At 63.1% G+C, this 21,050-nt stretch carries 18 protein-coding genes and 1 pseudogene; 10 read left to right on the top strand and 9 right to left on the bottom strand.

Annotation, left to right across the window (positions count from 1 at the left end):
• Positions 1–5 precede the first annotated feature (5 nt).
• Genes L0M17_RS06755 through L0M17_RS06745 form a run of 3 tightly spaced genes read right to left on the bottom strand, consistent with a single transcriptional unit; the run spans position 6 to position 2,871 of the window.
• Positions 6–980: a type II secretion system F family protein gene (locus tag L0M17_RS06755; RefSeq protein WP_308196826.1), complete on the bottom strand. Its 975-nt coding sequence runs from the start codon at positions 978–980 to the stop codon at positions 6–8.
• Positions 981–1,003: 23 nt separating this feature from the next.
• Positions 1,004–1,855 carry a type II secretion system F family protein gene (locus L0M17_RS06750; protein ID WP_241053104.1) on the bottom strand — a complete coding sequence of 284 codons (852 nt, stop codon included), beginning with the start codon at positions 1,853–1,855 and terminating at the stop codon, positions 1,004–1,006.
• Entirely contained in the window at positions 1,855–2,871 is a 1,017-nt protein-coding gene (locus L0M17_RS06745; RefSeq protein WP_372497998.1) for a TadA family conjugal transfer-associated ATPase, read from the bottom strand. Before L0M17_RS06745 ends, L0M17_RS06750 begins: the two co-directional genes overlap by 1 nt.
• On the opposite strand from L0M17_RS06745, the gene L0M17_RS22885 reads away from it, so the two are divergent.
• From L0M17_RS22885 to L0M17_RS06735, 3 genes are all read left to right on the top strand, one after another.
• Positions 2,857–3,168, top strand: a complete 312-nt coding sequence (locus tag L0M17_RS22885) for a hypothetical protein (RefSeq protein WP_372497997.1) — start codon at positions 2,857–2,859, stop codon at positions 3,166–3,168. The genes L0M17_RS06745 and L0M17_RS22885 overlap by 15 nt on opposite strands.
• A 193-nt stretch (positions 3,169–3,361) precedes the next feature.
• Entirely contained in the window at positions 3,362–3,832 is a 471-nt protein-coding gene (locus L0M17_RS06740; RefSeq protein WP_241053102.1) for a GtrA family protein, read from the top strand.
• Between the two features lie 635 nt (positions 3,833–4,467).
• Positions 4,468–5,757: an ISL3 family transposase gene (locus tag L0M17_RS06735; protein WP_241052686.1), complete on the top strand. Its 1,290-nt coding sequence runs from the start codon at positions 4,468–4,470 to the stop codon at positions 5,755–5,757.
• 3 nt (positions 5,758–5,760) lie between these two features.
• Here the strand turns inward: L0M17_RS06735 and L0M17_RS22880 are convergent, their stop codons facing one another.
• Both L0M17_RS22880 and galU read right to left on the bottom strand, forming a co-directional pair.
• Complete coding sequence (locus L0M17_RS22880) at positions 5,761–6,909, bottom strand: DUF2142 domain-containing protein (protein WP_372498056.1); 1,149 nt, start codon at positions 6,907–6,909, stop codon at positions 5,761–5,763.
• Between the two features lie 65 nt (positions 6,910–6,974).
• Positions 6,975–7,910 (bottom strand): UTP--glucose-1-phosphate uridylyltransferase GalU, encoded by a 936-nt coding sequence (galU, locus tag L0M17_RS06730; RefSeq protein ID WP_241053101.1) that lies wholly within the window; start codon positions 7,908–7,910, stop codon positions 6,975–6,977.
• Positions 7,911–8,384: 474 nt separating this feature from the next.
• Here galU and L0M17_RS06725 point away from each other — a divergent pair, with 474 nt between their 5' ends.
• Positions 8,385–10,967, top strand: coding sequence for a GH25 family lysozyme (locus L0M17_RS06725; protein ID WP_241053100.1), 2,583 nt, complete (start codon positions 8,385–8,387; stop codon positions 10,965–10,967).
• Positions 10,968–11,104: 137 nt separating this feature from the next.
• On the opposite strand, the gene rfbA is transcribed toward L0M17_RS06725, so the two are convergent.
• Positions 11,105–11,965, bottom strand: a complete 861-nt coding sequence (rfbA, locus tag L0M17_RS06720) for a glucose-1-phosphate thymidylyltransferase RfbA (RefSeq protein ID WP_241053098.1) — start codon at positions 11,963–11,965, stop codon at positions 11,105–11,107.
• 56 nt (positions 11,966–12,021) lie between these two features.
• Between rfbA and rfbB the strand changes: the two genes are divergently transcribed.
• The 4 genes from rfbB to L0M17_RS06700 are packed head-to-tail and all read left to right on the top strand — an operon-like array spanning position 12,022 to position 15,550.
• On the top strand, positions 12,022–13,020 hold the full coding sequence (gene rfbB, locus L0M17_RS06715; protein ID WP_241053097.1) for a dTDP-glucose 4,6-dehydratase: 999 nt from the start codon (positions 12,022–12,024) through the stop codon (positions 13,018–13,020).
• Positions 13,021–13,025: 5 nt separating this feature from the next.
• Positions 13,026–14,444, top strand: coding sequence for a sugar nucleotide-binding protein (locus L0M17_RS06710; RefSeq protein WP_372498055.1), 1,419 nt, complete (start codon positions 13,026–13,028; stop codon positions 14,442–14,444).
• 2 nt (positions 14,445–14,446) lie between these two features.
• Positions 14,447–15,169, top strand: a complete 723-nt coding sequence (locus L0M17_RS06705; protein ID WP_241056339.1) for a glycosyltransferase family 2 protein — start codon at positions 14,447–14,449, stop codon at positions 15,167–15,169.
• A gap of 9 nt (positions 15,170–15,178) precedes the next feature.
• On the top strand, positions 15,179–15,550 hold the full coding sequence (locus L0M17_RS06700) for a DUF2304 domain-containing protein (RefSeq protein WP_241053095.1): 372 nt from the start codon (positions 15,179–15,181) through the stop codon (positions 15,548–15,550).
• A gap of 81 nt (positions 15,551–15,631) precedes the next feature.
• Here L0M17_RS06700 and L0M17_RS06695 read toward each other — a convergent pair whose 3' ends face one another.
• The gene (locus L0M17_RS06695; RefSeq protein WP_241053094.1) at positions 15,632–16,516 is read right to left on the bottom strand and encodes a glycosyltransferase family 2 protein; all 885 of its coding nucleotides are present in this window, start codon (positions 16,514–16,516) and stop codon (positions 15,632–15,634) included.
• A gap of 162 nt (positions 16,517–16,678) precedes the next feature.
• On the opposite strand from L0M17_RS06695, the gene L0M17_RS06690 reads away from it, so the two are divergent.
• On the top strand, positions 16,679–18,409 hold the full coding sequence (locus L0M17_RS06690) for a glycosyltransferase (RefSeq protein ID WP_241053093.1): 1,731 nt from the start codon (positions 16,679–16,681) through the stop codon (positions 18,407–18,409).
• 26 nt (positions 18,410–18,435) lie between these two features.
• On the opposite strand, the gene L0M17_RS06685 is transcribed toward L0M17_RS06690, so the two are convergent.
• Positions 18,436–19,407: a glycosyltransferase gene (locus L0M17_RS06685; RefSeq protein WP_241053092.1), complete on the bottom strand. Its 972-nt coding sequence runs from the start codon at positions 19,405–19,407 to the stop codon at positions 18,436–18,438.
• 218 nt (positions 19,408–19,625) lie between these two features.
• Here L0M17_RS06685 and L0M17_RS06680 point away from each other — a divergent pair, with 218 nt between their 5' ends.
• Positions 19,626–20,582: a glycosyltransferase gene (locus L0M17_RS06680; RefSeq protein ID WP_241053091.1), complete on the top strand. Its 957-nt coding sequence runs from the start codon at positions 19,626–19,628 to the stop codon at positions 20,580–20,582.
• Positions 20,583–20,663: 81 nt separating this feature from the next.
• Here the strand turns inward: L0M17_RS06680 and L0M17_RS06675 are convergent.
• Positions 20,664–21,044, bottom strand: a pseudogene (locus tag L0M17_RS06675) (IS1634 family transposase); the annotation flags it as partial.
• Positions 21,045–21,050 lie beyond the last annotated feature (6 nt).

Genomic DNA, 21,050 nt, shown 5'->3' with positions numbered 1-21,050 from the left:
GGGAATCAACTGGCCATACGTGGGGAGGAAAGATGGCCGCCACCGGGGAAAACAACTGGCCGTCCACGGGGAAAACCAACTGGCCGTTGACACCCGGGAAAGACCGCAAACAGAATGGTGAGAGGAAGGATTCCAAAGACGAGCGGCACCATCATGCCGATTTCCTTGCGGCCTGCTGCCTCCATGAGGTCTCGTTTGGCCGCGTCACGAACGTCCTGAGCCTGGGCTCGAAGCACGTCTGCAAGCGGAGTGCCGCGCTCGATCGCGACGACGAGACCGTCGACGAACCGTGAGATGGGTGCGATGTCGAGTCTGACGGCCATGGCTCTGAGCGCTGCAACGAGCGTTGTGCCCGCCCGTGTCTCGGACACCACTCTGGAGAACTCATCCGCAAGTGCCCCTGTAGAGTGACCTGCGAGCCGGCCCAACGCACCCGCGGCGGTCTCTCCCGCCCCTACCGCGAGGGCAAACATGTCGGCCATCGCGGGGAACTCGGCGAGGATCCGTCGCCGGCGTTTTCGGACTGCGGATGCAAGCGCGAACTCGCGGCCCAGGAATCCGGCAGCCCCCGCCGCGAGGGCCAGCACAGCCGCGAGAGGCGGTGCGATCCTCCCGGCTGAAGCACCCGCGATCGCCAGGACGGACCCAAGCGCGAACGAAACGCCGGCCCACAGGACTTGCTCTGATCGGAATTCGACTACTCGTCTCGATGAACCGGCTTGGGCAAGACGCCTCTCAAGCGCATCTTTTCCAGCATTGAGACCCGACATCGACTTGAGGGCTTCCGCAAGGACGGGCCGAAGGATGCGCTCAAGCGAGCCGAACGGCGTCACGTCGAGGTTGTCTGATCGAAGCAGGCGCGATGAGGCGTCGACCGAGCGCAACTGCGGGGCGACACGTTCTGCGAAGGTCGTCCGGCGCGCGGTAGGCAGGCGAACGCATGTGATCCACACTCCGACACCGAGAAGTGTGCCGCTCAAAACCGCCAATCCTATCGTTGGGCTCATCGGAGCACCCGTTCCTCTGGCGGGAGGGCGCCGATCCGGAGCATGAGCCGGTAGCAGACGAAGGAGACGATGAGGCCCCCGCCTAGAACCACCAGCCCCGCAGGGCGAGCGTACGCCGCCATGGCCTCTGGCCTTGCCGCCAGAAGGAGTAGGACCACCCAAGGCGCGGCGACAGCAAGACGAGCGCCATTCACCGTCCACGACTGCCGGGCCTCAAGCTCGCTTCGCGTCCGCAGGTTCTCGCGGAGGCACTCACCCAAGGTCGAGAGAAGACGACCGAGATCAGAGCCGCCGACATCGCGCGTCAAGCGCAGCGCCTCGACAATTCTGTCTGCGGTCGGATCGGCGAGTTGGTCCTTCAATCGACTCAGGGAATCGCCGAAGCTTCCGCCTGAGCGAAAGTCGGCCGCGAAAGCGACGAAGACAGGTCGGAGAATCTCGGGCCCCTTTTCACCCAATTGCATGAGTGCCTCGGGGAGCGAGAGCCCGGCGCGGATAGCCGATCGAAGATGATCGACTGCATCAGGCCACACCTCCCGCAGAGCTCTGGCACGCCTCTTGGCCTGCCATAGCACGAGGGTCAGCGGTGTCCCTAGAGCGAAGGCCCCGAAGCACAAGCCGATCGGCCACGCCGTCGCGCTGGCGACCACAATCGTCACGAGAGTTCCGAAGGCCACCGACGCGGCAGCAAGCCGGACCGGCGAGACATTGCCGATCCCCGCCTGTCGAAGGGCCCGCTCGAACCTCCCGGGCTTCTCTGATCGCGTCTTCGACCGCGGCGGCTCCCAACAGGCCCACCAGACGAGGAACAGGCCAAGGCCGCCAATCAAACCGACTGCGGGGGCCATCAGTGGGCATCCAAGGAGGTTGCGACGATCCCAGCCGCCGCGAACTTGTCTGCTTTCGGCAGCCCTGTACCTGAAAGGCGGAGCTCGCCGTCTACGCGAGCGAAGACTGAGGAGCTCTCGATCAGGCCGTTCTCGACACGCTCGCCGAGGGCCAGGATCTCAGCAACCTGACGATGTCCCGTGGAGGTGCGCGTGCAATGCACTACGAGATCGATGCAGGCGGCGACCGTTGGCACGATGAAGTCAGAGGAGATGTTGGTGCCCGCGAGAAGAGGCAAGGTACAGAGCTTCGTCACCGCATTACGCGCAGAATTGGCGTGAATCGTACACATTCCCGGCAGGCCGGCGTTCAGCGCGATGAGCATGTCAAGGCTCTCGGCCTCGCGCACCTCGCCGACAACGAGCCGGTCCGGCCGCATGCGTAGGGCCTCCTTGACGAGGCGCCGGAGGGGGATCTCACCTGTGCCTTCAAGATTGGCCTGGCGGCACTGAAGGCCGACAACGTCCCGAAGCGGAAGGCGGAGCTCAAAGATCTCCTCCACCGTCACCACCCGTTCGCGAGCCCCGATCGCGGCACCGAGACAATTGAGCATCGTCGTCTTGCCGGCTTGAGTCGCCCCCGAAACGAGGATGTTCAGGCCTCCCGCGACTGCTGCCGACAGAAATTGGGCGGCGTCTGGGGTGAGCGAGCCTAACTCGACCAGATGTTCCAGCCGGGAAGCGCGGGCAACGAACTTCCTGATGTTGACGGCCCAATGCCGTCGCGTCACATCGGGGATGACTACGTGAAGACGCGAGCCGTCAGGCAGTGAAGCATCGACGAAAGGGCTGGAAAGATCGAGCCTGCGCCCCGAAGTCTTGAGCATTCTCTCGACCAGATCACGGACGCTCTGCTCCGTGAGAGTCACCGCCGTCAGCTCGGATTCACCGCCGCGCGCCGCAAAGACCTCATGGGGTGCGTTGATCCAGATTTCCTCGACGTCGGGATCATCCAGGAGCGGTTGAAGGGGCCCCAAGCCCGCTACCGCGTCGAAGACGTGCCGACGAGCGGCGTCGAGCGCTCCAAGGGGCGGCACCGCGCCCAGCAGGGCCCGCTCGTCATAGTCCACTACTGCCGCATCGACCAGACGGCGTACTTCAGCTGCCTGCCGGAGTGGGTCCAGTCCCCGCACCCGGACCAGCTCACGAACTTCGTTTTCAACGATGCGAAACGCATCCACCGTATTACCCCCATGCAGCCCCCGCTGCTCCGCCGAGCCGCCACCCTCAACGATGGTCGGCGTCGGCTTCCCGCGCCGACCCTGTCAGCCTAGGCACGGGAAAATGCCACGTAGAGGCCGAACACGTAGCCTCGGGCGACCCTCCCTGCCCGTTCAGCTCTGTGATCTGGGACGGTAGAAGCCGAGGGGATTAAGAGCTAGGTCACAGTTGAGCCATGTACAGTTAGACGGCCCGGTTCGGGGCCATGAAGTGTGACTCAAAGACTCAGATAGGTTGTAGCAAAGCATGCAGCAGACCCGCTTTCCGCTCCTGAAGCGGCTCTGGGCATTAGTCGCTGGCAGTTCCGTGGTCAAGTTCTTGCTCGTCGGCGGTCTCAGCTTCGCAATAGACCTGGGCACGCTTGCTCTGCTTCACGAGGCTTTCCATATCGACCTTTGGATAGCGACCCCGATCGCTTTCATAATAAGCTTGCTCTTCAATTTTATCGCCCAGAGAAGCTTCACTTTTAGATCGAACAGCCGACGCGATGCGAGCTTCATCAAATATATTGCCCTCGCAATAGTCAACACGGGAGCAACCGACGTCATCGTCAACGTAATAGCAGCCGCTGGACTGTCCTATTCGATAGGGAAAGTCGTCTCAACAGTCCTCACAATGACCTGGAACTATTTCCTTTACCGACACTGGATTTTCAAGAAGGGTAAGAAAGAGGCGTTGGAAACGTCCCCCTCGAGCACAGACGCTGCTCGCGACTAAACCCAGATGAGACTCTCGGCCTATGCGACAACTGTCGAGCAAGAATCAGAAATGATACCGGGGTTTTAGCCCTATTATCAGCGGTAGTTGCTCGGGACCCGGCGTTCCGCCTCGAATTGCCGTCCCTCCCCCTCTGACAAATGGGGTTTCAAAAGATAGCGGATGCAAGCCAACCCACCCCAAACGGTAATCAAGCAATACAAGAGAGCAATCAGCGCTAGGCCCCCAGGGGGTTGCCACTTGGGAGAGCCGAAAAACTCGTCCCAAAAAATTCCGCTCCCTATTCCGGTCGCATAGCGCCGCAATACCCAAACGAAGCCGTAGAAGTTCGCGAACCCCAAGCAAAAAACGACAAGCTTCAAGACGGTCCGAGCCGAACGGTGTTGAAGGTCGATTCTTTGGAAGGAAAATCCACACGCAACCAAGAGAATGACGACAAGCGGTAGGATATAGCGCCCCTGCCAGATGTATCCCACTTCTGGGGCTGCAGGCACCTGAACGAACGCAGGCAGAAATATAATGAGGCTCTTCGCGTTTCCGCGGGAATCGGGCTCGCGCCGTAGGGCGTGAAGGGGCTCGTGGCCCTGTTGGATGAGTGGTGTCTAGTCATTCGTCCGGAACAGGATCCACGAGCCTTGATCGAGCCTACGACGGGGCAGCCCTGTGCTGCCACCGTGATCTTCAACCTGCCCGAATACCGCGTCCTCTCCGCCGCGCTCACCGCCTTCGGCGTCCGCCGGATCACTGTGGAGTCCACCGGGGTGCCGGGCTGTCCCGCCTGCGGGGTCGTCTCGGCCCGCGTGAAGGACCGACGGCTCCAGCGGCTGCGCGACGTCCCCCTGGCCGGCGCTGTCGTGGTGCTGTGGCGCAAGCGGCGCTGGTTCTGCGACGAGCCGGCGTGCCCGCGTGGGTCGTTCACCGAGGCCACGGACGAGGTGCCCAGGCGGGCCCGGTCCACGCGCCGGCTCCTGCATGCGCTTGTGGATGCCGTGATCCGCTCGGGCCGTGCCGCACTCGAGGCTGCCCGGGCCCACGGGGTCTCGTGGTGGCTGGCCCAGACCGCCCTGGACGCCGCCGCGGCGACGCTGCCGGACGTCGACCTGCTCGCGCCGAAGAGGCTCGGGATCGACGAGCACAGGTACCGGTCCGTGCGCTGGTACCGGGCCGACGAGGCATCGCCGTGGGTGCGGGTCGAGCCGTGGATGACCACGATCGTTGACCTGGACACCGGACAGGTGCTGGGCATCGTGGACGGCCGCGACAGCACCGGTGTCGGGGACTGGCTGTTCGCCCGGCCGCTGGCGTGGCGCCTCGGGGTGGAGGTCGTGGCGATCGACCCGTCGGCGGCGTTCCGCAAGGCCCTGCGGATGTGGCTTCCGCGCACCGCGGTGTCGGTCGACGCGTTCCACCTCGTCCAGCTGGCGAACCAGGCCGTCACCGAGGCCAGGCAGCGGCTGAGCCAGGAGATCAAGGGCCGCCGCGGCAGGGCGGTGGACCCGGGGTGGGCGAACCGGCGCCTGCTCCTGCGCGGCGCCGAGACCCTCTCCGGCCGCGGCAGGGCCCGACTGCGGGCGGTCTTCGAATCCGACGACCCGACCGGGCAGCTGCAGGCCGCCTGGGAGGCCAAGGAGCAGCTCCGCACCCTGCTCGCGTCCGGGGCGCTCGAGGAGGCGCGGGACCACCTGCGGATCCTCGAGGGCCTCGTCGAGGCCGCCCCGACCGTGGAGACGAAACGGCTCCTGCGCACCGTGAAGCGCTGGTGGAACGAGATCGAAGTCCTCATCACCACCGGCGCGACCACGGCCAAGGTCGAGGCGAACAACACCGCGATCAAGAACATCAAACGAACCGGACGGGGCTTCCGGAACCCGGACAACTACCGATCCCGTATCCTGCTCAGGAGCGCCGCTCAGACAGCAGCGTGACAATCACCCAGCAGGACCATTCCCGCGGAAACGCGAAGAGCCTATAATGACGGCGCTTAGGAGCACGATGCCAACACGACGTCGACCCCGCCACAGCGCGAGGCAACCGATCAAGAGGCCCATCGCTAGGGCATCCCACACCACGTATGCAACAGTGGGAAGAGGAGCGTCCAGCCAGCCCATTACTCCAACATATTGCCTGGCGTAGTCGAAAGCTCTTTCAAGCATTACCGACACGACTTGCTCCGGCGTATCCTTGACAGCGGTCCCGCCCAAGCTCTGAAAAGAGTTCGAAATAATCTGCCAAGCGAGTCCCAGTGCGACGCCAGTCCCCGCCAAAGGAAGACCTATCCAAATGCCTCGTGGTGGCTTTGTCAAGAGTCCGCGACGCCATTGCAACAGAACCGCCCCAACAAATGCAATGGCTAACCACGCAATGGACAGCGGACGTAGATTCGCCAAAATCAAACCACTGACACCGAAAACAGAAGCCGCAAGCACGGGACGTTTGAAGCTAGCATCAAGCATTGCGAAAGCGGCTACAAACGCAGCGAGCGTAGTCGCAATTTCAACTGCATTGGGATTGATTGACCCTGCCAAGAAGAAGCACATAGGTGTTATAGCGAGTGCCGTGACGACCACCGGGAGCCTTCGGGGCCATAATTTATGTGCGAAAGCAACAGGAACCGCGAAGAACAAGGCACACCAGACCGCCGTTACCAACCGCATGCCGTAGATGGCCTTCTGCCCGCTTGTGACTAAAGTCGGGAGACCCACAATCGCGTAGTATAGAGGGTTGTAATTGCCGGCTGTAGTAGTTGACGGAACCAGGTTGTTTCCCAGTTTGGAAACATTAGGAGCACAAGCCGCGCTTCGGTCAGCTTTGAAAGCGAAGCAGCTGGGAACAGAATTGAGAGCAGCGATGTATTCGGGGACCCTTACCCGAAGCGCCTGCCCTTGTACGTCTGAGTTCTGGCCAAGCCATTCCCCTCGAACAACGGCTGCCGCCTTAATCGCATGCGAAGGCTCGTCAGGAGCGGACATCAGCGGCGACGCCAGGGCCCAGAGGCTACTCAGTGCGAGGAAACAAACGAACGCGATTGCGAACACCCGGCCTGCTTCAGACCAACGGGAAAACTTCGGGAGACTCATGCGCACCCGAACGAGCTTAGTGGATAGAGAAGTGGGCCATCGCTCAGGACGTCCCTTCACTGACGTTAGATAGGACCGGGCGCGTCGGGGGCCAGCCTCGTGCCATTGAGTTCCGCGACGAACTCCCCGAGCCAGGAACGGAGTTCGGGGCCGAGGTCGGGCCGTTCCGATGCGAGGGTGACGACGGCCTTGAGGTAACTGAGCTTGTCGCCCGTGTCGTACCGGCGCCCCCGGAACACGACCCCGTACACGCCCCCGCCCTCGCCCTCACGACGGGCCAGGGTCTGCAGCGCATCCGTCAGCTGGATCTCCCCGCCACGGCCGGGCTCCGTCTCCTCCAGCACCCCGAACACCGCCGGATGCAGCACATACCGGCCGATTATCGCCAGATCCGACGGCGCATCCTCCGGCGCCGGCTTCTCCACCAGCCCATGCACCTGCACGAAGGACTCCCCCTCCACAGGGCTGACCATCGCACACCCGTACGCCGAGATCGCCTCCCGCGGAACCTCCATCAACGCCACCACGGACCCACCCGTGGCCTGCTGCACCCGGATCATCTCCCCCAGCAGCTCATCGCGCTCATCGATCAGGTCATCGCCCAACAGCACCGCGAACGGCTCAGCCCCCACATGCCGCTGCGAACACAGCACCGCGTGTCCCAACCCCTTCGGATCCCCCTGACGCACATAGTGAATGTCACCCAAACTGCTCGTCTCGAGAATAGAAGCCAGTTTCTTCTGATCCCCTTTTCGTTCGAGCGCCTCTTCGAGCGTCGGGACCCGGTCGAAATGGTCCTCAAGGGCCCGTTTGCTGCGGCCTGTAACGACGAGCACATTGTCCAGTCCTGCGCGTGCCGCCTCGGCAACGACGTACTGGATGGCGGGCTGGTCGACGACGGGCAGCATTTCCTTGGGCATCGCCTTTGTTGCCGGCAGGAAGCGTGTACCGAGTCCCGCTGCAGGGATCACGGCCTTCGAAATGGGTGCGGGGTGAGGCATGTGGGTAGCTTACGGGACCGTTGTCGCAGCCGATACGCAAGAACGGCGCAAGAACTTCACAGGAAACAGCAATTTACTCTGACCACACTGTTCACACTTTTAACATCGCTGCTATGGTGGTTCCGCTCCCTCACGTCTGAGGAACGGACCAGCTATGCGGGCAAGGCTATGAAATTCACATCTCTGACCCACTCGGTGGGGCTGTCTCTACTCACACTTGGACTCGTCGGTGGCCTCGCCGTGCCGGCAGCATCCGCCACTGTGACTCCCTCTCCGACTCCAACACCGGCAGGAACTGCGTCTCCCACGCACTCTGCTACCCCTACCCCCACCCCTTCTGCGAGGGCGACACCCAGCCCGCAGACTTCGCAGCCGACCCCGCCTCCGGGTGCTGTCGCAGCCGCGACGTCCGACCCTGGCGCCAGCATCCAACTCCGCGATGCAATGCAGAAGGCCGTAGGACGCGGCGCCAAGATGGGTCAGGTCAACCCCCAGAACCCGAAGCAAATGGGTTCCCCGGCGAAGGGCGCAGCCGTCAGCGTGATGGCCAGCTCATGGCAGCCCGGGTGGGGAGTTTCCGGCGTTGATGTGAGCGCCTACCAAGCTGCATATGCCAATGGCCAATGGAGCGATACGACTGACTGGGGCGGCCAATGGAATCAGGGCGTCCGCTTTGCCTACGTGAAGGCGAGCGAGGGCAACTACTACACCAATCAGGCCTTCTCCCAGCAGTACAGCAACGCGCAGAGCGTGGGCATGATCCGTGGCGCCTACCATTTTGCAATTCCGAATTGGTCTTCTGGGGCGAACCAAGCGCAGTACTTCGTGCAGAACGGTGGAGGGTGGTCCCCGGACGGCATCACCATGCCCCCGGTTCTCGATATCGAATACAACCCCTACGCGGGCCAGACCATCAACGGCGTTTACATGGGAGACACCTGCTACAGCATGGCCGGCTCGGCGATGGTGAATTGGATCTCCGACTTCAGCAATACGATGCTTTCGCTCACGGGTCGTCGCCCCATGATCTACACCACCGCCGACTGGTGGAACAGCTGCACCGGCAACTATGGCGGCTTCGGCAACAACCCGCTTTGGGTGGCCGCGTACAACCAGTCAGGTCCGCCACTGCCCGCTGGGTGGCCAGCGTTCAGCGTGTGGCAGTACAGCTCATCAGGCCCCTTCGTCGGGGACTCGAATGCGTGGAATGGCGACTACCCGAGCCTCCAGCGTTTCGCCACCTACGGTGACACCAATCCGAGCGCGGCTATCGGATCGGTTGCAGGGGGAGCCAATATTGGTTCGCAGACGACAGGCGTCGTAGGCGGGCTCGTCAACAGCGGGGCCTACCAGAACTTCCAGAACGGCGCCATCATATGGTCCTCAGCCAGCGGCCCTCAGGTGTCCCCAAATGGACCCATCCGAAGCGCTTGGCAGTCCTCGGGGTTCGAAACCGGACCTCTCGGTTATCCCACAACGGGGGTCGTGGGAGGTCTCGTAAACGGCGGAAACTACGAAAATTTCCAGAACGGCGCAATCATCTGGTCGCCTACGAGTGGCGCAGAATTGTCGCCGAACGGACCGATCCGCAGTCTCTGGCAGACCACCGGCTTTGAGCAGGGAGTGTTGGGATACCCGACCTCGAACGTTGTGACGGGCTTGGCCAATGGCGGTAGCTATCAGAACTTCCAGAATGGGGCGATTCTCTATTCGCCCGCTACCGCAGCCCAGCTCTCACCATCCGGCCCCGTCCGCACCGCGTGGCTCAACTCCGGAGCCGAGCAAGGCCCCCTCGCCTACCCGACCAGCGGCGTCGTCACCGGCCTCGTAAATGGCGGGACCTACCAGAACTACCAGAATGGCGCCATCATCTGGTCCCAGACCACAGGTGCGCAGCTTTCACCAAGTGGCCCCGTCCGCACAGCGTGGCTGAACTCGGGTGCCGAGAAGGGTCCCCTCGCCTACCCGACCACGGGCGTCGTCACCGGCCTCGTAAATGGCGGGACCTACCAGAACTACCAGAATGGCGCCATCATCTGGTCCCAGGCCACAGGAGCCCAGCTCTCCCCCAGTGGGCCCATTCGCACTTACTGGCTCAACTCTGGGGGTGAACAAGGCCCGCTTGGCTACCCAACCACTGGCCAGATCTGTGGACTCACGAACGGTGGGTGCTACCAGAACTTCCAGAACGGGGCGATCCTCTACTCGCCGGCCACCGGGGCTCAGCTCTCACCATCCGGCCCCATCCGCACGGCGTGGCTCAACTCTGGAGCTGAGAAGGGTCCCCTCGCCTACCCGACCACGGGCGTCGTCACCGGCCTCGTGAACGGCGGGACCTACCAGAACTACCAGAACGGCGCCATCATCTGGTCTGAGGTCACGGGAGCTCAGCTCTCCCCCAACGGGCCCGTCCGCAGCGCGTGGCTGAACTCGGGTGCCGAGAAGGGTCCCCTCGCCTACCCGACCACGGGCGTCGTCACCGGCCTCGTAAATGGCGGGACCTACCAGAACTACCAGAACGGCGCCATCATCTGGTCCCAGGCCACAGGAGCCGAGCTCTCCCCCAACGGGCCCATCCGCACGGCCTGGCTCAACTCCGGCGGTGAACAAGGCCCGCTCGGCTACCCAACCACAGGCCAGGTCTGCGGCCTCACCAACGGCGGGTGCTACCAGAACTTCCAGAATGGAGCCATCGTCTGGTCCCAAGCCAGCGGAGCCGAATTCTCGCCCAATGGCCCCATCCGCACGGCGTGGCTGAACTCGGGTGCCGAGAAGGGTCCCCTCGCCTACCCGACCACCGGCGTCGTCACCGGCCTCGTAAACGGCGGGACCTACCAGAACTACCAGATCGGCGCCATCATCTGGTCCCCGGCCACCGGGGCTCAGCTCTCCCCCAACGGCCCCATCCGCACCTACTGGCTCAACTCTGGTGCAGAGCGCGGCCGCTACGGATATCCGACGTCCAGCCAGACGTGCAACAGCACGGCAACGTCGTGCTCGCAGTCCTTCCAGAGCGGCACGATCTCCTGGAGCAGCACGTCGGGGATCAAAGGCTGACAGGGAGATAGTCGGCTAGCCGCAAGGCAAGAAGGAGGGCCGTCCACCGCATTGAGCGATGGACGGCCCTCCTGCATCTGTGGGTGGCCCCTAATCGTGCCTTCCGCGTCGGCTACGTCTCTGCCGCCGTTCGGGACTTAGCCAAGCAGCTCAAGCAGGTACCTCCCGTAGCCGCTCTTCACGAGGGGCTCGGCCCGCTGGCGGAGATCGTCGTCCGAAAGGAACCCGAGCCGCCAAGCGATCTCTTCAGGCGCCCCGATCTTCAGCCCCTGACGGTTCTCCACCGTGCGAATGAAGTTGGACGCGTCGTTGAGGTCGCTGAAGGTGCCGGTGTCGAGCCATGCGGTACCGCGAGGAAGCACCTCGACCTTCAGCTTCCCAGCCTCCAGATACGTCCGATTTACATCCGTGATTTCAAGCTCACCTCGAGCCGAAGGCTTGAGGGACTTGGCAATTCCAACAACGTCGTTGTCGTAGAAGTACAGTCCAGGAACCGCATAGTGGCTCTTCGGCTTCGCTGGCTTCTCCTCAAGCGAGACCGCCTTTCCGCCGCCGTCGAACTCGACCACGCCGTACGCCGTCGGGTCCTTGACCCAATAGCCGAAGACCGCGGCGCCGTCGATGTTCTCGTGGCGCCGGAGCTGGGTGCCCATTCCCTGCCCATAAAAGATGTTGTCGCCGAGGACAAGGGCGACGGTCTCCGAGCCGATGTGGTCCTCGCCGAGGATAAAAGCCTGCGCGAGGCCGTCGGGCGAAGGCTGTTGTACGTACGTGAGGTTGATGCCGAATCGGGAGCCGTCTCCGAGGAGCCGCTCGAAGGATTCGGCGTCGTGCGGCGTCGTGATGACGAGGATGTCTCTGATGCCCGCGAGGATCAGCGTAGAGAGTGGGTAGTAGATCATCGGCTTGTCATACACGGGAACCAATTGCTTGCTCACCCCCAGTGTGATCGGGTGAAGCCGGGATCCGGTGCCGCCTGCCAAGATGATTCCACGCATGGTCCCCATGATCCCTAGGCCCGAGTGCCCATGCCAAATCCGGTATTTTAGAACGCATGCAGCGACTCCTCGTCACCGGCGGCGCCGGGTTCATCGGCTCGAACTTTGTCCACTACGTCCTGAGCCACACGGACCACCATGTGACGGTGCTCGACAAGCTGACGTACGCGGGCAATCTCGAGTCCCTCAAGGGCCTCCCCGGCCAGCGGTTCCGCTTCATCAAGGGGGATATCGCGGATGCCTCTCTGGTCGACGAGCTCGTCAGTTCGGCAGACGCCGTCGTGCATTATGCGGCGGAGAGTCACAACGACAACTCCCTCCACAACCCGCGGCCGTTCCTCGACACGAACATCATCGGCACGTACACGCTGATCGAAGCTGCGCGGAAGCACGGCACCCGGTTCCACCACATCTCCACGGACGAGGTCTACGGCGACCTCGAACTCGACGATCCCGCACGCTTTACAGAACAGACTCCCTACAACCCGTCGAGCCCCTACTCGTCGACGAAGGCCGGATCCGACCTCCTCGTACGTGCTTGGGTCCGCTCGTTCGGCCTTCAGGCGACTATCAGCAACTGTTCGAACAACTACGGCCCCTACCAGCACGTCGAGAAGTTCATTCCGCGCCAGATCACCAACGTCATCGACGGCGTACGGCCCAAGCTCTACGGCAAGGGCGAGAACGTGCGCGACTGGATCCACGCGGACGACCACTCTTCGGCCGTGCTGACCATCCTCGAGAAGGGCCGCATCGGCGAGACGTATCTCATCGGCGCCGACGGCGAGAAGGACAACAAGTCCGTCGTCGAGCTCATCCTCAAGGCAATGGGCCAGCCGGCCGATGCCTACGATCACGTCGTCGACCGGCCAGGCCATGACCTGCGTTATGCGATCGACTCGACTAAGCTCCGCAAGGAGCTGGGCTGGCTGCCGCAGTACCAGGACTTCGAAGCGGGGCTCGAGGCGACTGCCCGGTGGTACCGCGACAACGAGGCCTGGTGGCGCCCGCAGAAGGCCGAAACCGAAGCGAAGTACAAGGAGCAAGGCCAGTGACCGGCATCGAGTTCTCCAAGCCCCTCGCGGCACACGAGACGCCCATTCCCGGCGTCGTCCTCTACGACCTCCCAGTGCATGGGGACAACCGCGGCTGGTTCAAGGAGAACTGGCAGCGGGAAAAGATGCTCACTTTGGGCCTGCCGGACTTCGGTCCCGTCCAGAACAACATCTCGTTCAACGAGAAGGCCGGGACGACGCGTGGCATCCATGGGGAGCCTTGGGACAAGTACGTCTCGGTCGCCACAGGTCGGATCTTCGGCGCGTGGGTCGACCTGCGCGAAGGCCCTAGCTTCGGTTCGGTCTTCACCGCCGAACTCGACGCTTCAAAGGCCATCTTCATCCCACGGGGCGTCGGCAATGCGTTTCAGACGCTCGAGGATGGCACGGCCTACACGTACCTGGTGAACGATCATTGGTCCGCGGATGCCCAGAGCCAATACACGTTCCTGAATCTCTCTGACGAGACTGTGTCGATCCCGTGGCCCATTCCATTGGAGAAGGCCGAGCTCTCCGACAAGGACCGGGCGCATCCGCGCCTCGCCGAGGTGTCCCCCATGGCACCGCGCAAGACCCTCGTCCTCGGCGCCGACGGTCAGCTCGGGCGGGCGCTGCGAGAGGCGTACGACGGCGATGCGAACGTAGAGTTCGCGACTCGCCACGAGTTCGACCTGAGCGACGCGGCCGCCTATTCCGGGCGGAACTGGAAGAACTACTCGACCATCATCAATGCCGCCGCGTACACCGCAGTCGACAAGGCTGAGACGGCAGAAGGTCGTCGTACCGCTTGGGCCATCAATGTGAGCGCAGTGGCCCGGCTCGCCCAGATTGCAGTCGAACACCGGCTCACGCTCGTCCATGTCTCGAGCGACTATGTCTTCGACGGGACCGCTGAGCTCCACTCCGAGGATGAGCCGTTCTCGCCGCTCGGCGTCTATGGCCAGACGAAGGCCGCGGCTGACGCAGTTGTTTCGGTCGTTCCGCGCCACTACATCGTCCGCACGTCGTGGGTCATCGGCGAGGGCGGAAACTTCGTCCGCACTATGGCCAACCTCGCGGGGAAGGGCGTGAAGCCCTCAGTCGTGAATGACCAGATCGGGCGTCTCTCCTTCACCACGGACATCGCTGCAGGCATCCGCCACCTCTTGGACAGCCACGCTCCCTTCGGCGTCTACAACCTGACGAACGACGGCGAGCCCCAGTCGTGGGCCGATGTCGCCAGCTCGGTGTATGCATTGACAGGGCACGAAGGCTCGGACGTCACGGGGGTATCGTCCCAGGAGTACTTCGAGGGCAAGGAGGCGGCCCCGAGGCCCGCGAACAGCGTCCTCAATCTCGCCAAGCTCCAGAAGACGGGCTTTGAGGCCCCGTCCAGCCAATCCCGGCTCGAGGGCTATCTGGGGCAGGAGGTCGCCGCGCCGTGACGATGCCATCACGCCCGAAAACCCTCGTGATCATGCCTGCATGGAACGAGTCTGAGTCCGTGGGCTCGACCGTGCGCGAAGTCCTCGCCTACGCGCCGCCGTGCGATGTCCTGGTTGTCGACGACGGCTCAACCGACGGGACGGCGCGCATCGCCGCAGAGGCCGGCGCGCGCGTGATCCGCCTCCCGTTCAACATGGGCGTCGGTGGGGCGATGCGGACGGGTTTCAAGTACGCGCTGCTTCACGGCTATGACCAGGCGATTCAGGTGGATGCCGACGGCCAGCACGATCCGCGCGAGATCAAGCGGGTGCTCGAGGGGCTTTCTGACGCGGACATCGTCATCGGTTCGAGGTTCGAGGACCGTGCCGAATACGAGGTCAAGGGCCCGCGCAAGTGGGCCATGATCGTTCTCGGCGGAGTCCTCTCGAAAATCTCCGGTACCCGCCTCACCGACGTGACCTCGGGCTTTCGTGCAGCCAATCGCCTTGCCATCCGCCAGTACGTGGCCCACTACCCTGCCGAGTACCTCGGCGACACCATCGACTCCCTCGTCGTCGCCGTCAGGTCCGGCTGCAAGGTCGCTCAGGTCCCGGTGAACATGCGACCCCGTCAGGGCGGCACCCCGAGTCACCATCCGCTGAAGGCCGCGGTCTACCTCGTCCGTTCCGGGCTCGCCCTCGTCTTCGCCCTCACCCGCAAGAAGTCGTCGCCTGTCGGCGATTAGGAGACCCCAATGACCGTCCTTGCCGTCCTGTTTGTCGTCGCGGTGCTGATCTTCGTCATCGAGATGCTGCGGCGCCAGAAGATCCGGGAGAAGTACGCAGTCCTCTGGATCGTCATCGGGCTCGCCACCCTGATCCTCGCGGTGTTCCCCGATCTTCTGATCTGGGCCGCGCACGTCGTGGGGGTCCAGGTCCCCTCGAACCTTCTCTTCGCGATCGCCCTGATCCTGCTGATGGGAGTGACCCTGCACCTCTCGCGCGAGGTTTCTGCCGGAGAGGACGAGATCCGCGCTCTTGCCGAAGAGGTGGCAATCCTCCGAACCGACCTCCGCGAGATTCAGGATCAGCTGCCGAAGAACCCCGAATCACGTCCGATTCTCTGACCGCCCTCGGGACCTCATCAACGCAGACGACGGCGGCCGCGCGAGGTGCGCGGCCGCCGTCGTCTGCGTTTGCAGAGCCGATCAGCTCACGATGTGCTTGATGAGCCGCGGGAGGGAGTCGGTCTTGCGCTTCGCGAGTGACTTGATAACCAGTGATCCCGCATTGAAGCGGCTTGTGAGGTGATTTGAAGCGGCGCGGGCAGCCGAGGTCCAGCCGAGCGCACGGAACCGCTCAGCCTGGCTCTCGAAGAAGCGGCGCTCCTCATCGAAGCGACGCCCGTCGAGAGCACGAACGGACGAATCCGACGCTGAGTGCCGACGGTAGAGGAAAGAGAGCTCAGGATCGAAGATCATCATCCCACCGCCGGCGGCGATGTCGAGGAGCAATGCCAGATCCTGGACGACGTCGAGACCTTGGGTGAAGCCAATGCGCTGGATCGTCTCGGTCTTCCACGCGAGCGAGGGGAAATAGGCCCAGTCCGCCCGGACGAGGCTCGTTGCCATCCGCTCCCCCGTCAGGACGAGCGGCACGCGCGTCTTCGGCGCGTAAGCCCACTTGACCGCATCTGCGAGAGGCATCCGCGCGATCCCCAGCTCGTCGATGACCTGGACGCCCGGCTGAACGACGTCGGCCTCCGGGTGCGCGTCGAAATTGCGAACGACGACGTCGAGATAGTTCGGAAGCATGACATCGTCGGCACCCATGATGACGACGATGGGAGCCTCAGCCCTGGCCAGAGCCTTCCGGTAATTGCCGTTCGCCCCGAGGTTCACGTCGTTCTTCTCGTACGAGACCCGCGGATCGGTGATCTCGGCGAAGAAGGCAGCAGGCTCCTCGCTTGGGTACCCATCATCGAAGACGTGCAGCTTCCAGTCCTGGTAGTGCTGGCTCATCACGCTGCGGGCGGCGAGCTTCATCTGCTCGACGTCGCCGTAGTAGGGCAGCATCACATCGACTGAGGTCATCGTGGACAGGGGCCTTTCGGTGCGCAACACGGGCGAGGGCTTGTGGCGTCTACGTGCCACGGGCGGTACCACTATATCCGTACGCAGTGGCCCACACCTTGGCCGGATGTTCCACCGGTATGATGACCGAGTTGCCTCGAGAGCTAAGGAAGATCTGCCCCCATGCCATCTCGTCCGAGCGTCAGCGTCTGCATGGCCGCGTACAACGGCGCGGATCACATCCAGGAGCAGCTCGACTCCATCCTCGCCGAACTCGCGCCCGGCGACGAGGTCATCGTTGTCGACGATGGCTCGACGGATGGCACTCGCGAGATCCTCGCGTCTCTGGACGATCCGCGCGTCCGGGTCGTCTTCAACGAGAAGAACCTGGGATATGTCCGCAATTTCGAGAAGGCACTGCACCTCAGCACCGGAGACGTCGTCATGCTGTCCGATCAGGACGACATCTGGATCCCCGGCCGCGTCGAGACCCTCCTCGCGGGGCTTGAGCACGCCGACGCCGCCGTGGGGAACTGCGAGCACTTCGGAGGCACACCGGGGTACTTTCAGCGCTTGCGGGTCGATCCTCGTTTCTCCAGTCGGCATGCCCGGAACCTGCTCGGTATTCTGATCGGCTATCGCCTCCACTGGGGTTCCGCGATGGCTTTCTCCCGAAGCCTTCTCGACGACGCCCTGCCGTTCCCCGCTGTCATGACTGAGTCGCACGACCAGTGGCTCGCGATGCTTGCAAACGTCCGTCGCAGCGTCACCTACCTTGCGGCCAACACGGTCCGGCACCGCCTCCACGACGACAACCTGACGCCGAAGAAGCCGCGTTCCGTGCGCAAGATCCTTCGGGCACGGGGCGAGTTCATCGCAGAACTTGCCGTTGCGATGGCCCGGACGCGCGCGTCCAGCTCATCCCTGACACCCAGGGCCACCTCGGGCGCTCCGCATCGCACCGAAACTGCGGCTGTCGTCTCTGCCTACAATCCAGACGACACGTTGCCCACGCACGTCGAATCCCTCCTGAGCCAAGTCGACAATGTCGTGGTGGTCGACGATGGTTCCCCCCTCGATGTCAGCACTGTTCTGGCGAAGGTCGAGACGCTCGGAGCCACAGTGATCAGGCTCGAGCAGAACTCAGGGATCGCTGCCGCTCTCAATGCAGGAATACGGCGGGCGCGCCAGGACTGGGACCCGGCATGGATCATGACGATGGACCAGGATTCACGGCTCACGGCCGACTATGTGTCGAAAGCACTGGCGTCCGTGATTGAAGCCGGAGTGCGGCCCGAGTTCGTCGGAGCGGTTTCCCCGGAAAGCCACAACCGCAAGCCACTCCCGACACTTCCAGTGCGAGAGCACTTGGAGATACTCGATCCGATGCAGTCTGGAACGATGTACCGCGCCGAGGCTTTCGACCGGGTGGGGTACTTCGACGAGCGGCTCTTCATCGACTGCGTGGATTCGGACTTCAACGCCCGCCTTCGCAACGCGGGCTATCGCATCGCGATCGGCAAGGACGTCGACTTGATCCATTCCCTCGGGAAGTCACGCCCTATGAGGATCTTTGGCTGGGACGCCCATCTCGGAACCAAGAAGCTGTTCGTGTACGAGCACCAGCCGTTCCGTGTGTACTACATCACCCGAAACATCCTGACCATTGCCAAGCGGTACGCCCTGCGGCAGCCTGGTTGGGTCGCACGGAGGGTGCTGATGGAAGCAGAAAGCAACGCCGTCCGACTCGTATTTGGCCCACGGCGCCTCGCGAGCGTCATCGCGATCGCGAGGGGAGCGACCGACTTCGCCGCCGGGCGCCTCGGGCGAATCCCAGAGCGAACGGCACGATCCCTAACCGCTCCTCCGCGCACGTCAAGCCCGAGCTCAGGGACAGAGGGCTCGGACTTGTAGCCGGCCCTGGCCATCTATGGCGCGGCCTAGCTTCTGCGGAGCACCTCGACCACACCGCCGACAGCAAAGGTCAGCGCAACGGGCACTGAAATCGTCCCGTGCCGGAGTCCGGAAGCAAAGACGAACCACAGATGGCTCCAGTTGTGCCGTTTCCCAAAAGTCGAAGTGGCCTGAAAGACCTTGGCATTCGACGACGAAAGACGCCGCGCCAAGGCCTCCGCCATGACGCGCCGCCAACCGAAACTCAACGAGTTGGTCAGCCGCAAGATGGAGGGAACGCTCGGAGAACCCTCGTACCGCAGCGCGAGCTCACGGGCTCGCTTGTAGGACTGAAATGGATGGAGGCCCTTTACGGCCTCACCCACCACATTGTTGCCGTGCTGAATGTAATCCTGAACGAGCTCGTCGACGATTTTCACCGAGCCGACCGCGTACGCGCAGACGGCCAGCCAGTGATCGTGGAGCTGCGAGGGATTGTTCATCCTCGGGAACGGCAGCGCATGATCGAGCAATGACCGCCGGAACACCAACAGACCGCCAGTGAACTGATTCTGGACAAACAGGTTCAGAAACGATGCGTTCTTTCTGCCCGTCCACGGTTCTAGGACCCGACCATCGTCGTTCACCACCCGGGCCTGGCCTGACACCAACACGTACTCCGTGAGGCGCGGCAAGAGCTTTTCCAGCTTGTCCTCGTACCAGTAGTCATCCTGATCGGAGAGAGCGACCCATTCGGCAGTTTCTGGCACAAAAGTCAGTCCGCGCTCGAAGTTGCCGTAGAAGCCAAGCCTCTCTTCGAACCCCACCACTTTGAACCGCGCGTCGCCCGGAACGATTTGCTGAACAAGCTCCTGAATAGCCTCGTAGCCCCCATCCGCCGTGATGAGGCAGACGAAATCCCGATGGCTCTGCTGCGCGATCGACTGCAGCTGCGTTCGGAACAGGGACGCGTCGGGCTTGTAGGCAGCGAGGACGATAGCTCCGAAACCCGCGTACATTTGTCCTCCCTGTACGTGCGGACTCTCCACGTTTCCCCTTTGCTCAGAACCGACCCCTTCGCGCGTGCCCGGCCCCAGGTAACGCGGCCGGATCCCTGCAGGCAGCAAAGAGGCTGGCCCCGTCCGGGCCGCCACAACTCTATACCAGCAGCCGAAGCGCCTTCGGCTAGACTCTCAGTCGCGACTGACGCGCTTGGTACCGAAGAGAGGCAGCACGGATGGATGAAACGCGACCTTCTTCGAGCAGCCCTGAAGGGTCCAACGGAGTCGTTGCCGTCATCACCGCGCTCAACCCGCCTGTTGATCTGCCGCACCGAGTCGAGTCTCTCCAGTCGCAGGTGGATCTCGTCATCATTGTCGATGACGGGTCGCGGTCGGAGAGCTCTTCGGACATCTTCCTCGAACTCGACCGCATCGGGGCCCAGGTCCTCCATCATGAGGAGAATTCGGGTATCGCCGCAGCACTCAATACGGGAGTTCGGGCCGCTCTGGCCCACGACGCAAAGACGGTCCTGACTCTCGATCAGGATTCGACACTTGCCGCGGATTACGTCCAGCAGTGCTTAGACTCGCTCCAGAAGGCCGCAATGGCTGGACGGCGGGTTGGATTCGTATGCGCCCAACGTATGAACGGCATCGATGTGCCCGCTTTCAAAGGCAGGAACGGCATCGAGCCCTATGATCCGATGCAGTCCGGGATGCTGATTCCCGTAGAGACTTTCAACCGTGTCGGCCTCTTCGAAGAAGCTCTTTTCATTGACGCGGTCGATTCCGAGTTCACCCTCCGGGTTCGCCACGCCGGCTGGACGGTCGAGTTCGCCGAAGGCACTGATCTCGAACACGGCTTGGGCGAACAAACCCCAAAGACGCTATTCGGGCGGACTCTCACGCGTGAAGGCGCTCCCGTCTTCTTCGCTGCCCACAGCCCCATCCGGCTCTACTACGTCACCCGCAACCGAATCATCACGAATGCCCGGTACGCTCGCCACTATCCCTCATGGGTGCTTCACCGAGTGGTGGATGATGCCGTCTTCGCCAGCCGAAACGTTGTGTTCGGTCCCGCCAAGTGGAAGTCAGCCAAAGCCATTGCCCATGGATTTGCGGACGGTATCCGTCGTCGAAATGGCAAAATATCGCCCCAAAAGTCATTGAAGCTCTCCGCGAAACGAAAGTGAGGCACTAGGGCCAGACACTCCAAGCCCAGAGGTCGGACGTCAGCTGGTCCGCCCGCTTTCTCTGACCCGACTTGCACAGGCCTAGTGCCCCGGGGCATTGATCGGGGGTAGCCGGTCGAGGATGGCTCGGGCGTCGGGGCCGATGGCGGGGGCTGCGGTGATGGTCTGGTTGCCGATGCGGATGGTCACGGTGCGAAGGGGCCTGAGGGTGCGCACGAGCTTCTTGATGCTGGTGCCGGTGGCGTCCTGGAGGTGCCGGGCGACGGCGAGGGCGGCGAGCACGACGGTGAGGTGGGCCTCGATCGCTTCGCGCTGGTAGTGGAATACGGGCCGGGCCTTCAGATCGCTCTTGGTCATGCGGAAGGAGGCCTCGACGCGCCAGAGGTCGTGGTAGGCGGCGATCACCGCCGCGCCGGGCATCTTGTCGGGGTCGAGGTTGGTGACGTAGCCCTCCCGACTTGCACAGGC

The organism is Sinomonas terrae (assembly GCF_022539255.1).
Classification (GTDB): domain Bacteria; phylum Actinomycetota; class Actinomycetes; order Actinomycetales; family Micrococcaceae; genus Sinomonas; species Sinomonas terrae.
This window is presented reverse-complemented; position numbering and strand designations above follow the sequence as displayed.

Bases quoted from the DNA above. Each gene is read 5' to 3' on its own strand.
- L0M17_RS06750 (WP_241053104.1), bottom strand. From the start codon at position 1,855: ATGGCCCCCGCAGTCGGTTTGATTGGCGGCCTTGGCCTGTTCCTCGTC.
- L0M17_RS06740 (WP_241053102.1), top strand. From the start codon at position 3,362: ATGCAGCAGACCCGCTTTCCGCTCCTGAAGCGGCTCTGGGCATTAGTC.
- L0M17_RS22880 (WP_372498056.1), bottom strand. From the start codon at position 6,909: ATGAGTCTCCCGAAGTTTTCCCGTTGGTCTGAAGCAGGCCGGGTGTTC.
- galU (WP_241053101.1), bottom strand. From the start codon at position 7,910: ATGCCTCACCCCGCACCCATTTCGAAGGCCGTGATCCCTGCAGCGGGA.
- L0M17_RS06725 (WP_241053100.1), top strand. From the start codon at position 8,385: ATGGGTCAGGTCAACCCCCAGAACCCGAAGCAAATGGGTTCCCCGGCG.
- rfbA (WP_241053098.1), bottom strand. From the start codon at position 11,965: ATGCGTGGAATCATCTTGGCAGGCGGCACCGGATCCCGGCTTCACCCG.
- rfbB (WP_241053097.1), top strand. From the start codon at position 12,022: ATGCAGCGACTCCTCGTCACCGGCGGCGCCGGGTTCATCGGCTCGAAC.
- L0M17_RS06705 (WP_241056339.1), top strand. From the start codon at position 14,447: ATGCCATCACGCCCGAAAACCCTCGTGATCATGCCTGCATGGAACGAG.
- L0M17_RS06700 (WP_241053095.1), top strand. From the start codon at position 15,179: ATGACCGTCCTTGCCGTCCTGTTTGTCGTCGCGGTGCTGATCTTCGTC.
- L0M17_RS06695 (WP_241053094.1), bottom strand. From the start codon at position 16,516: ATGACCTCAGTCGATGTGATGCTGCCCTACTACGGCGACGTCGAGCAG.
- L0M17_RS06690 (WP_241053093.1), top strand. From the start codon at position 16,679: ATGCCATCTCGTCCGAGCGTCAGCGTCTGCATGGCCGCGTACAACGGC.
- L0M17_RS06685 (WP_241053092.1), bottom strand. From the start codon at position 19,407: ATGTACGCGGGTTTCGGAGCTATCGTCCTCGCTGCCTACAAGCCCGAC.
- L0M17_RS06680 (WP_241053091.1), top strand. From the start codon at position 19,626: ATGGATGAAACGCGACCTTCTTCGAGCAGCCCTGAAGGGTCCAACGGA.